General features: G+C 71.5%; 10 protein-coding genes and 2 pseudogenes. 3 read left to right on the top strand and 9 right to left on the bottom strand.

Annotated elements, in window-relative coordinates; translation table 11 throughout:
* Nucleotides 1-5: 5 nt before the first annotated feature.
* Nucleotides 6-161 (bottom strand): hypothetical protein, encoded by a 156-nt coding sequence (locus ABD198_RS24050; protein WP_344005579.1) that lies wholly within the window; start codon nucleotides 159-161, stop codon nucleotides 6-8.
* Nucleotides 162-394: 233 nt separating this feature from the next.
* On the bottom strand, nucleotides 395-787 hold the full coding sequence (locus ABD198_RS24045; RefSeq protein ID WP_344005577.1) for an STAS domain-containing protein: 393 nt from the start codon (nucleotides 785-787) through the stop codon (nucleotides 395-397).
* 289 nt (nucleotides 788-1076) lie between these two features.
* Between ABD198_RS24045 and ABD198_RS24040 the strand changes: the two genes are divergently transcribed.
* A complete protein-coding gene (locus ABD198_RS24040; protein WP_344005575.1) occupies nucleotides 1077-1448 on the top strand; it encodes a PRC-barrel domain containing protein in 372 nt (123 codons plus the stop codon).
* 16 nt (nucleotides 1449-1464) lie between these two features.
* Nucleotides 1465-1794 (top strand): ATP-binding protein, encoded by a 330-nt coding sequence (locus ABD198_RS24035; protein WP_344005573.1) that lies wholly within the window; start codon nucleotides 1465-1467, stop codon nucleotides 1792-1794.
* A 19-nt stretch (nucleotides 1795-1813) separates the two neighbouring features.
* On the opposite strand, the gene ABD198_RS24030 is transcribed toward ABD198_RS24035, so the two are convergent.
* Together ABD198_RS24030 and ABD198_RS24025 are read right to left on the bottom strand one after the other, a co-directional pair.
* Entirely contained in the window at nucleotides 1814-2248 is a 435-nt protein-coding gene (locus ABD198_RS24030) for an ATP-binding protein (protein WP_344005571.1), read from the bottom strand.
* Nucleotides 2249-2583: 335 nt separating this feature from the next.
* Complete coding sequence (locus ABD198_RS24025) at nucleotides 2584-4485, bottom strand: AMP-dependent synthetase/ligase (protein ID WP_344005569.1); 1902 nt, start codon at nucleotides 4483-4485, stop codon at nucleotides 2584-2586.
* Nucleotides 4486-4637: 152 nt separating this feature from the next.
* On the opposite strand from ABD198_RS24025, the pseudogene ABD198_RS24020 reads away from it, so the two are divergent.
* A pseudogene (locus tag ABD198_RS24020) lies at nucleotides 4638-4870 on the top strand (DUF6480 family protein).
* A 39-nt stretch (nucleotides 4871-4909) separates the two neighbouring features.
* Here ABD198_RS24020 and ABD198_RS24015 read toward each other — a convergent pair.
* From ABD198_RS24015 to ABD198_RS23995, 5 genes and pseudogenes are all read right to left on the bottom strand, one after another.
* Nucleotides 4910-5998 (bottom strand): glutamate--cysteine ligase 2, encoded by a 1089-nt coding sequence (locus tag ABD198_RS24015; protein WP_344005567.1) that lies wholly within the window; start codon nucleotides 5996-5998, stop codon nucleotides 4910-4912.
* Nucleotides 5999-6103: 105 nt separating this feature from the next.
* On the bottom strand, nucleotides 6104-8332 hold the full coding sequence (glgB, locus tag ABD198_RS24010) for a 1,4-alpha-glucan branching enzyme (protein WP_344005565.1): 2229 nt from the start codon (nucleotides 8330-8332) through the stop codon (nucleotides 6104-6106).
* 4 nt (nucleotides 8333-8336) lie between these two features.
* A complete protein-coding gene (locus ABD198_RS24005; RefSeq protein WP_344005563.1) occupies nucleotides 8337-9695 on the bottom strand; it encodes a maltokinase N-terminal cap-like domain-containing protein in 1359 nt (452 codons plus the stop codon).
* 28 nt (nucleotides 9696-9723) lie between these two features.
* A complete protein-coding gene (gene treS, locus ABD198_RS24000) occupies nucleotides 9724-11442 on the bottom strand; it encodes a maltose alpha-D-glucosyltransferase (RefSeq protein WP_344005561.1) in 1719 nt (572 codons plus the stop codon).
* A pseudogene (locus tag ABD198_RS23995) lies at nucleotides 11439-11853 on the bottom strand (DUF3459 domain-containing protein); the annotation flags it as partial. The pseudogene ABD198_RS23995 and the gene treS, both read right to left, overlap by 4 nt.

Genomic DNA, 11853 nt, shown 5'->3' with positions numbered 1-11853 from the left:
ACTCCTCACGCGGCCGCGGCGGACGCGTCACCCAGGAGGTCACCCGCACCGTGGTGCCCGACCCCGGGCTGCTGAGCGATCTGCTCCCTGCGGCGGCGCAGGAAGTCCGCCACCTCGGGCGTGGCTGTGTGCGGCGAACCGTCGGCTTCGTGCTCCGGCACCTGTTGTCTCCTCATGGTTGTTGCGTCGCGCCGAACCCGTTCCGGGTGACGGGACGACGACGTGATCTCGCCGGGTGCCCACCGGCGACGGCCCCACCCGGCGCACCCGGACGGAAGCCGGGGCGGCCCGGGCGGGCGTGCGCGGACAGTGCGGCGGCCGGCGACGGGCGGCCTTCGGCCGCGCGGCGCTCACCGCCCCCGGTCCGGCAGGTTGCGGTTGTCGCCCCGGGTGCTCAGTCCTCGCCTTCCGTCGCGGGCTCCTGGGGCGGGTCGACCCGCTCAAGCGCCTCCTCGACGCTCTCCGACACCGGGACGGTGATGCTCACACCGGTGAGGTCCAATATCCGCCGCACCGCGGGGGTGGGGGAGATGATGTGCACGCTCCCCGGCAGCTCACGCACCTCCTGGTAGACGCGCAGGATGATGTTCATCCCGGACGAGTCCATGAAGGGCACCGCCGACAGGTCGAGCAGGAAGTGCCGGCGACCGTGGTGCAGCTGGTTCGCCAGGTGGTGCTGGAACTCGGTCGCGGTGTCGATGTCCAGGTATCCCTGCACCGTCAGAAGGGCGGTGTCGTCCCGTGGCAGCGTCACCTCGACGGACAGCGGGTTCTGGGCAATGGGCACGAGTACCTCCAACGAATACTGACGGCCAGGGCACGGGGGTGATCGAACTCGGCCGGGTCACCGCGCAGCCGCGCGTACCCCCTATTCCTCCTGTCATGCCTTCACGTCCCGCCGGATCGGCCGACGCGGATGCCGATCGGCGCGAACTGTTCCGTCCGTGCCGGCCCGCCGAAGCCGGCCGAATGCGCCCGCCGCGCGCGGGTAACCGATGAGGTGGAGCCGGACGGGCCGCCCACAGTTCCCGCCGGCTTCGTCGTTCCACTCACTCATCGGGGAGGCAAGGAGCAGCGTGCCCTTCGACAGCATCTGGTCGTACGCGCCGGAACTGGGTCCCGCACTGCGGCAGGACCTCACGGGATACACCGTCGTCGCCGACGACGGCACCATCGGCCATGTGGACCGGCAGGCGGACCCGCACGGCCTGTGCCATCTCGTCGTGGACACCGGCGTCTGGGTGTTCGGCCGGAGCCTGCTGGTACCGGTGGGCGCCGTCACCGGCATCGACACCGGGGAGCGGAAGGTGACGCTGGCCTGCACCAGGGCGGAGGTGAAGGCGGCACCCCGCTTCCAGACCGACAGCCAGACCCGGGACGCCGCGTATCTCACCCAGGTCGGCGCCTACTACCAGGGGCTGCCGCCGCGCGGGACCGAGACCGGGTGAAGGGCGGGCCGCACCGGTGCCGCGCCGAGGAGATCCAGGGACACTCTCGCTCGTCGTCTCCGAGCTGGTCACCAACGCCATCCGGCACGGTGGCGGGCTGACCGGGTTCGACGTCATGACCACCGCCGACGGGGTACGGATCGCCGTGCACGACCACAGCGACGTCATCCCTCAGGCCGCCCTGGGCGGCGCCGACCTGCCGCCCATGCACCAGGGCAACGGCTACGGCTGGCCCCTGGTGACCGGGCTGACGAGCCGGATCGACGCCCGCAGGCGCCCCGCGGGCGGCAAGACCATCGCCGTACTGCTCCCCATGGGCGACGCGCCCGCACCGGCCGACGGCTAGCGGCGGCTGGCGGCGGCCCTCACCAGGGCAGGAACACGTGGATGTCCTTGCCGGTGTCGTTGCGGACGACACTCACCTGGTCGCCGAGGGTGTGGATCAGATGCCAGCCGATACCGCCGTCGCCGCGGCTCGGATGGAAGGGCCGGGGAGCCGGTTCGACCGTGCTGGTGTCGTGCATCACCACATGCACCCCGTCGAACGTTCTCCGCAGCCGCAACTCGAACGGACCCGGCGCGTACTGCACCGCGTTGGCGGCCAGCTCGGTCACCACCAGCAGTATGTCGTCCCAGTGCTCCGGCGCGGCCGGCGCCGACACGCGGGCCAGATCGAAGAGAAACTCCTCCGCGACCAGCCGTGCGTCGGTCACGTCGTGCAGCTCCCCGGGGAAGCTGGCGATGCGGCTCGTGATCTCTTCGGCAGCCAGTGTCCTGTCCTCATGCGGCTCGGGTGCCATCTCGCCTTCCCGGCCCCGCGGTACGGCGCGGGGCGATCGTCCTTTCGTCCCTCCCCCGTCTGTCTCCTAGCTCCGTGAGTTCCCGTGCTGGCGCAGCCTACGCGCCGGTACCCCGCGGGAGAACGGTGACGGACACGTCACACCCGTGCGCGCCGCCCGCCGGGGCCCGCGAATTCCCAGGCATGTGCCGGGCGTTGACGGGAACCCGGTGCGGCACACGCCACCGGTCGAGCCGCACGGGGCGGCGCGCCGGTGATCCGACCAGGCCGACGAGCCCGAAGGGCGCCCACCCGGATCGAGCGGGTGGGCGCCCCTCGGCGCGTGCAGAGACCCCGTCAGCGGAACACGTTGTCCGGGTCGTCCCAGATCGACGACGGCTCCTCCGTGCCCGCTCTGCGCCGGGAACGCGACTGGTACATCGCGTCGATCTCCAGCGCGTAACGCCGCACGATCTCGTCCCGGCGCAGCTTCATCGACGGCGTCAGCAGTCCGTTGCTCACCTCGAACGGCTCGGGCAGCACCCGGAACACCCGGATCGACTCCGACCGCGACACGCTGCTGTTCGCCGCGGCGACCGCCCGGCCGAGCTCCTCCCGCAGCGCGTTCTCCTCCCGCGCCTCACGGGTCGGCGCGTCCCCGGGCAGGGACAGCGCCGCCCGCCAGTGCGCCACGAACTCCGGGTCCAGGGTGATCAGGGCACCCACGCACGGCCGGTTGTCGCCCACCACCACCGCCTGGTGCACCAGCGGATGCATCCGCAGCCGCTGCTCCAGCGCGGCCGGGGCCACGCTCTTGCCGCTGCTGGTGATGATGATGTCCTTCTTGCGGCCGGTGATGGTGAGATAGCCCTCCTCGTCCAGCCGTCCCAAATCGCCAGTCTCCAGCCAGCCGTCGCGCAGCGCCGCCCGGGTCGCCGCCTCGTCGCCCACATAGCCCTGGAACACCGCCGGACCGCGCACCAGGATCTCCCCGTCGTCGGCCAGCCGGATCTCCATGCCCGGCAGCACCTGACCCACGGTGCCCGACTTCTCCCGGCCGTACGGCTGCATGGTCAGCCCGCCGCTGGTCTCGGTCAGCCCGTAGCCGTCGTGCACGTAGATGCCGATGCCCTCGTAGAAGAGGGACAGGTCACGGTTGAGCGGCGAGCCGCCCGAGGTGGCCCGGCGCACCCGGCCGCCCAGCGTGGCCCGCAGCCGGCGGTAGACGGTCCGCTCGTACAGGGCGTGCTGCAGGCGCAGGTCGAAGCCCGGCCCCGGGCCGCGGCCCAGACGCTGCCGCTCCACGGCCTCGGCGAAGTCACGGGCGGTCTCGGCCGCCCGCTCGAACAGCGCGCCCCGGCCCGCCTGCTGAGAGGCCCGCAGAAAATTCTTGTAGATCTTCTCCAGCAGCGACGGCACGGCGTACAGATAGGTCGGCCGGAACGAGCGCAGCGCCGAGGAGAGCGCCTCGGCGCTCATGTCGGGCTCGTGCCCCATCAGCAGTCCGCCGCGCACGCACAGACACTGGATCATCAATCCGTACACGTGCGACAGCGGCAGGAACGCGAGCACGGCACCCTGCTCGCCCGGCGCCGCCACCGTGTGCTTCCAGCCCGCCAGCAGCGTGTCGCAGACCATCGCCAGACCCCGGTGGCTCAGGGCGCAGCCCAGCGCCTGCCCGGAGGTGCCCGAGGTGTAGGCGACGACGGCGGTGGAGTCCGGCAGCACGATCCGGCGCATCGAGTCCACCGTCGCCAGCGGGACCTGCTCGCCCTGCGCCACCAGCTGCCCCAGCGCCCCCGCGTCCAGCTGCCAGACGTGCTGCAGCGACGGCAGCTGCGCGCACACCGAGCCGACGGTCATCACGCCCTGCTCGTCCTCGACCAGGACCGCCACGCAGCCGGCGTCCTTCAGGATCCACTCCACCTGCTCCCGCGAGGAGGTCGGGTAGATCGGGACGACCTCGGCACCGACCGTCCACAGCGCGTAGCACAGGACGGTCCACTCGTACCGGGTGCGGGCCATGACGGCGACCCGCGCGCCCGGCGATATCCCCGACGCGATCAGCCCCTTCGCCAGGTCGACGACCTCGTCGCGGAACTCCACCGCGGTCACCTCCTCCCAGGTCTGGGAGGACGGGTCCGGCCGGCGGGCCAGCATGGGCAGGGTGGGGTTCGCCTCGGCCATGTCGAAGAGGCTGTCGGCGAGGCCGCCGGTCAGGGGCGGAGCGGACGGGGGAGCCAGAGCGAGGTCACGCATGCACTGCTCCTGACGTGTACGGGGGGTGACTCGGCCGATGAGTAGAGTCATCGGCGGTGCCTGAATGTAGCCGAACCGGAGCGATACGGCGCCGGTATCACCGGAAGTGTGGCCGCACTGTTGATCTCCGTGGTTCGGGGGACCCGCAGAGCATGAGTCACATCAATCCCGACCCCGAACCGGAACGCAGCACCGGCCTGGAACCGGGCGGCGGCGTTCCCCCGGGCGAGACCCCGCCCGCGGAGAGCAGCCTGCCCGAGGCGGGCCCCCAGGAGACCCACAATCCGACCAGGGGCTGGTCCAGGGGGCCCTGATCGTGACCCTGCTCGTCGCCGCCCTGACCGCGGCCTTCTTCCTGGCCTACGCCCTCGTCCTGATCCTGTGAGACCGCCCCTTCGTACGGGGCCGTCCAGTCCCGGACGTCTCAGCGCTGGGTGTGCCGCACGCACTCGGTGACGACGTCCCGCAGGCTGCCCGTGCGTTCCAGCAGCTCGCGCTGCACCTGGGCCCCGTTGCCCTCGCGCAGCAGCCGGGCGCAGCCCTCCCGGACCAGCTCCAGGTCGCCGTGAGCCTGAAGCGCCTCGGCGACATGCTCGACCAGATCCTCCAGCACCGCCTTGGCCGGCAGGGGCTGCATGGTCTCCGGGTGCAGCAGATCGCCCGTCAGACCCGCCCGCGCCGCCCGCCAGGCCGCCAGCCTGAGCAGGCTCACGCTGTGATCGGCCGGCTCCTGCCCCGCCCGCCACTCGCGGGCCGCCGTCTCCACCAGGCCGCGGGCGAGCGCGGCGATCAGCACCGCCGTCTCCGCGTGCAGGCACACGTCCGCCACCCGCAGCTCCACCGTGGGGTACCGGTCGGACAGCCGCACGTCGAAGTAGATCATCGCCTTGTCCAGCACGGCGCCGGTCGCCACCATGTCCGCGACCCGGCGGTGATACCGCTCGGCCGAGCCGAAGATCTCCGTGGGGCCGGCCGAGGGCCAGCGCTGCCACACCCGGCTGCGGTAGCTGCTGTAACCGGAGTCCGTGCCCTGCCAGAACGGCGAGTTGGCGCTGAGCGCCGTCAGCGGAGCCAGCCAGGGCCGCAGCCGGTCCACCACGGCGACGCCCTCGTCGTCGGACTCGACCGAGACATGCACGTGACAGCCGAGGACCAGCTGCTCGCGGGTGGCGATGCCGTACTGCTCCTCCATCCACTGGTAGCGCCGGTTGACGCCGACGGCCGGGCTGACCGGCAGCGGGGAGGTGGCGAGCGCGGCGACCGTGCAGCCGATGCCCCCGGCATGCCCGGCGGCCTCCTCGCGGCAGCGGACGATCTCCGTGTGCAGGCTCTCCATCGACGACTGCGGATGGGTGGCGAACTCCAGCATCTGCTCGTGGAGTTCCTTCTCGAAGACCTGCTGGTCGGCATCCTCCCGGGTGGCGCGGGCCAGCACCGGAGCGGACAGTGCCCGCGGTTCACCCGTCTCCGGATCGACGAGGAGGAGTTCCTCCTCCACTCCCACGGTGCGCACCTGATGCCGCCCTTCTGTGACCCGCCGCGACGCCGAAGGGTCCTCGGCCGTACGGCCCGGATGCCCCGCTCCCGGCGCGGAACACCTGGCGCCGGGAGGGGAGTGTCACAGAGCGGCCGGCGTCAGCCACACGGTCGCCAGCGGCGGCAGCGTGATCCGCACACAGCCGTCCTCCGGTTTGACCGGGTCCGGGTTGACCACGTCGCTGCCGCCGTAGCGCGCCGCGTCGGTGTTGAGGACCTCCTGCCAGGCGATCACCTCGTCCCCGACGGCCAGCCGGTAGTCGTGCCGGACGACGGGGGAGAAGTTCGACACCGCGAGCAGCGGCCGGCCCTCCCCGTCGGACCGCAGGAAGGCGAAGACGTTGTCGTCGGCGGCGTCCACCGCGACCCAGCTGAAGCCCGACGGGTCGGTGTCGTGCTGCCACAGCGCCGGCGTCTCGCGGTAGTGGGTGTTGAGGTCGCGCACCAGGTCCTGCACCCCGCGGTGGTCGCCCGCGGAGTGGTAGGTGCCGTCCAGCAGCCACCACTCGGGGCCGTGCTCCACGGACCACTCGGCGCCCTGCGCGAACTCCTGCCCCATGAACAGCAGTTGCTTGCCGGGGTGGGCCCACATGAAGCCCAGGTAGGCGCGCACAGTGGCCCGGCGCTGCCACCAGTCGCCCGGCATCTTCGACACCAGCGCCTGCTTGCCGTGCACCACCTCGTCGTGCGAGATCGGCAGCACATAGTTCTCACTGTAGGCGTACACCATCGAGAAGGTCATCTCGTTGTGGTGGTACTTGCGGTGCACCGGCTCGTGGGAGACGTACTGCAGCGAGTCGTGCATCCAGCCCATGTTCCACTTGAAGCCGAAGCCCAGACCGCCGGCGTCGGTGGGCCGGGTCACCCCGCCCCACGCGGTGGACTCCTCGGCGATCGTCATCACGCCGGGGCAGCGCCGGTAGACGGTGGCGTTCATCTCCTGCAGGAACGCCATCGCCGCCAGGTCCTCCCGGCCGCCGTACACATTGGGCTCCCACTGGCCGTCCTCGCGCGAGTAGTCGAGGTACAGCATCGAGGCCACCGCGTCGACCCGCAGGCCGTCGATGTGGAACTCCTGGCACCAGTACACGGCGTTGGCCACCAGGAAGTTGCGCACCTCGATGCGGCCGAAGTCGAAGGTGTACGTGCCCCAGTCCGGGTGCTCCGCCCGCCGCGAGTCCCCGGGCTCGTACAGCGGCTCCCCGTCGAAGCGGGCCAGCGCCCAGTCGTCCTTCGGGAAGTGCGCCGGCACCCAGTCCATGATCACACCGATGCCGGCCCGGTGGAGCGCGTCGATGAGGCACTTGAAGTCGTCGGGGGCGCCGAGCCGCGCGGTCGGCGCGTAGAAGCCGGTGACCTGGTAGCCCCAGGAGGGCGTGAAGGGGTGCTCGGCGAGCGGCATCAGCTCGACATGGGTGAAGCCGAGATCCTTGACGTACGCGGGCAGCACCTCGGCCAGCTCACGGTAGGTCAGGCCCGGCCGCCAGGACGGCAGATGCACCTCGTACACCGACATCGGCGCCTGGTGCGCCGGCGTCGCACCCCGGCGCTCCATCCACTCCTGGTCGCGCCACTCGTGGTGCGAGGCCGTCACGACGGAGGCGGTGTCCGGCGGCTCCTCCGCCCGGCGGGCCATCGGGTCGGCCTTGAGGAAGCGGTGCCCGTACCGCGAGTGGATCTCGAACTTGTAGCGGGTGCCCTCGCCGACGCCCGGCAGGAACAGCTCCCACACGCCGGACGAGCCCAGCGAGCGCATCGGGAAGGCGGTGCCGTCCCAGTAGGTGAAGTCCGCGGCGAGCCGCACCCCCTGCGCGTTGGGCGCCCACACCGTGAACCGGGTGCCGGTCACCCCCTGGTGCGTCATGATCCGGGCGCCGAGCGCCGTCCACAGCTCCTCGTGCCGGCCCTCGCTGATCAGATGCAGGTCGAACTCGCCGAGCGCGGGCAGGAACCGGTACGGGTCGTGCACCTCCACCGGTTCGTCGTCCCCGTAGGCCACCTCCAGGGTGTACCCGGGGATCGCCTCCAGCGGCAGCACGCGGGAGAACAGCCCGTCGCCCTCCGACACGAGCGGGAAGCGCTCGCCGCCGACGACGACGCTCACCTCCCGCGCGAAGGGACGCAGCGCCCGGAAGGCGATCCCGCCGGGGACGGGATGCGCGCCGAGCAGCGCGTGCGGGTCGTGGTGGGCGCCCGCCAGCAGGCGCCCCCGGTCGGTGTCGTCCAGGGCGGGGGCGGGTGTGCCCCCGGCGACGGACGCGGACGGGACGGGCCCGGCGGATCCGGGCAGGGGCGTGTCACGCAGGGCCACGGCTTCAGTCTCCTCTCACGGCGAGGCGCTCGATCGCCGCCATGGGTACGGGCAGCCAGTCGGGTCGGTGCCGGGCCTCGTACAGCACCTCGTACACGGCACGGTCGGTCTCGTACGCGCGCAGCAGACCGTGCTTCTTGCGGGGGTCCCACCCGGCCCGGGAGGCGTAGCCTGCGCAGTACGCCTCCCGGCAGCGCCACGCCCACTCGGGGCGCCAGGGGCGGCGCTGCCGGGCGGCGTAGTCGAAGGAGCGCAGCATCCCGGCGATGTCCCGCACGGGGGAGTGGGTGCTGCGCCGTTCGGACAGGGGCCGGGACGGCTCGCCCTCGAAGTCGATGACGAACCACTCGCGCCCCGCCCGCAGCACCTGCCCCAGATGAAGATCGCCGTGGATGCGCTGGGCGGGCGGTCCGGCGTCGCAGGCGGTGAGCGCGGCGAACGCGGTCCGCAGGCCCGGCACGAACGGCTGGAGCGCCGGCACGGCGTGCGCGGCGGCCGTCAGCCGCTCGGTCATGGCCGTGGCGGTGCGGCGCATCTCGCCGGGCTCGCCCACGGGGAACGCGGAGGCCAGCGCCAGATGCACATCGGCCGTGGCCCGCCCCAGGGCGTGCGCCTGCGCGGTGAAGTCGTCACCGGCGGCCAGGGCGCCGAGGGCGAGGGTCCAGCCGTCGGAGGCGTCGCGCAGATACGGCTGGAGCACGCCGAGCGTCGCCTTGAACGGGTCCGTGGTGCGGAACCACGCCACCGGCGCGGGCACCCGGTGGCAGCCCTGCCGGGCCAGCGCGCCGGGCACCTCCAGGTCCGGGTTGACGCCGGGCTGGATGCGCCGGAACACCTTCAGGATGTACTCGTCGCCGTACACCAGCGAGGAGTTGGACTGCTCGGCGTCCAGCAGCCGGGGCACCAGCCCCGTGGGCAGCGGCTGCCCGGCGTGGCACTCGAAGCGCAGCGGGCCCGCCGTGCCGGGGTGGCGCAGCCGCTCCAGCAGCAGCTGGGCCGAACGGGGGTCGTAGAGGGCGTCGTAGACCGTCCGTCCGGCCAGCGGGCCGTTCTGCACCCTGCCGATCAGGGCCCGCCCGAGGCGCGGCGAGGGATGCTCGCGCACTCCGAGCAGCAGCTGGTAGCAGTCACCGGCCGGGGGGTCGCCCCCGGGAGCCGGGACGCCTCCATGACCGGCGTGGACCAGCACATGCAGACAGTCCGGGAACAGCTCCGTCATCGACAGCAGGCTCAGGTCGGTGACGGGCCGGTCCTTGCCGGCGAACCAGCGCTGCCGCGGCAGCCACTCGCGCAGCAGCCCGGCGAGCGACTCCAGCGGCTCGACGGGCGCGCTTCTCGGGCGCAGGAACGCGGTCTTGGTCATGGTGACGCCTCCTCTCGCCGGCACACGCTCACAGTCGTCGGCCGATGCGGGATGCGACTCGGGTGAGCCGGAACCAGTAGAAGCCGTGGCCCCCGAGGGTCAGCAGGTACGGCAGTTCCCCGATGGCCGGGAAGCGGACACCGCCGAACAGCTCGACCGGGTGGCGTCCGTCGAACTCGCGCAGGTCGAGTTCGGTCGGCTGGGAGAAGCGGGAGAAGTTGTTCACGCAGAGCACCAGGTCGTCCTCGTACTCGCGCAGGAAGGCGAGGACCGCCGGGTTGGACGAGGGCAGCTCGGTGTAGGTGCCGAGTCCGAAGGCCGCGTTCTGCTTGCGGATCTCGATCATCCGGCGGGTCCAGTGCAGCAGTGAGGACGGCGAGGCCATGGACGCCTCGACGTTGGTGACCTGGTAGCCGTAGACCGGGTCCATGATGGCGGGCAGGGAGAGCCGTCCGGGGTCGCAGGTGGAGAAGCCGGCGTTGCGGTCGGGTGTCCACTGCATGGGGGTGCGCACCGCGTCGCGGTCGCCGAGCCAGATGTTGTCGCCCATGCCGATCTCGTCGCCGTAGTACATGACGGGGGAGCCGGGCAGGGAGAGCAGCAGGGCGGTGAACAGCTCGATCTGGTTGCGGTCGTTGTCCAGCAGCGGGGCGAGGCGGCGGCGGATGCCGATGTTGGCGCGCATGCGGGGGTCCTTGGCGTACTCCGCCCACATGTAGTCGCGTTCCTCGTCGGTGACCATCTCCAGGGTCAGCTCGTCGTGGTTGCGCAGGAAGATGCCCCACTGGCAGCCGGACGGGATGGGCGGGGTCTTGGCGAGGATCTCGGAGACGGGGTAGCGCGATTCCCGTCGCACCGCCATGAAGATGCGCGGCATGACGGGGAAGTGGAAGGCCATGTGGCACTCGTCGCCGCCGGTGCTGTAGTCACCGAAGTAGTCGACGACGTCCTCGGGCCACTGGTTGGCCTCGGCCAGCAGCATGGTGTCCGGGTACTGGGCGTCGATCTCGCGCCGGACGCGCTTGAGGAACTCGTGGGTGGCGGGCAGGTTCTCGCAGTTGGTGCCCTCGGCCGCGTAGAGGTAGGGCACCGCGTCCAGCCGGAATCCGTCGATACCCAGGTCGAGCCAGAAGCGCAGGGCGGCCAGGATCTCCTCCTGCACGCGCGGGTTCTCGTAGTTGAGGTCCGGCTGGTGCGAGAAGAAGCGGTGGAAGTAGTACTGCTTGCGAACCGGGTCGTAGGTCCAGTTCGACGCCTCGGTGTCGACGAAGATGATCCGCGCGTCCGGGTAGCCTTTGTCGTCGTCGGCCCACACATAGAAGTCGCCGTAGGGCCCGTCGGGATCGCGGCGGGACTCCTGGAACCACGGGTGCTGGTCGCTGGTGTGGTTCATGACGAAGTCGATGATCACGCGCATGCCCCGCTGGTGGGCCGCGTCCACGAACTCCACGAAGTCGGCCAGGTCCCCGAACTCGGGCAGCACGGAGGTGTAGTCGGAGACGTCGTAACCGCCGTCGCGCAGCGGGGACTTGAAGAACGGCGGCAGCCACAGGCAGTCGACGCCGAGCCACTGCAGATAGTCGAGTCTGGCGGTCAGCCCCTTGAGGTCGCCGATGCCGTCGCCGTTGCTGTCCTGGAAGGAGCGGACCAGCACCTCGTAGAAGACGGCGCGCTTGAACCACTCCGGGTCCCGGTCCTTGGCGGGGGTGTCCTCGAAGGTGTCCGGCACTGGCTCGTTCACGGTCATGGCGTCGTGGGCCCTCCGTCTCGCTGTGCGGCGGGCGGCAGCTGGACGTGCAGCACGTGCGCGGGAGCCCGCCCCGGCTCCAGGCGCACGTAATTGGCGCTGCCCCAGTGGTAGGTCTCGCCGGTGAGCTCGTCGTGCACCGGAACCGTCCGGTGCCGGTCCAGGCCGAGCTGCGGCATGTCGAGCGAGACCGTGGCCTCCTGGGTGTGGTGGGGGTCGAGGTTGGCGACCACGAGCACCACGTCGGATCCGCTGCGCTTGCTGTACGCGATGACGGCGTCGTTGTCCGTGCCGTGGAAGCGGAGGTTCCTCAGTCGCTGGAGCGCGGGGTGTGCGCGCCGGATGGTGTTGAGCCGGGTGATCAGGGGGGTGATGGTGCGGCCCTCGCGTTCGGCGGCCTCCCAGTCGCGG

The sequence above is a fragment of the Streptomyces thermocarboxydovorans genome (assembly GCF_039524635.1).
Classification (GTDB): domain Bacteria; phylum Actinomycetota; class Actinomycetes; order Streptomycetales; family Streptomycetaceae; genus Streptomyces; species Streptomyces thermocarboxydovorans.
This window is presented reverse-complemented; position numbering and strand designations above follow the sequence as displayed.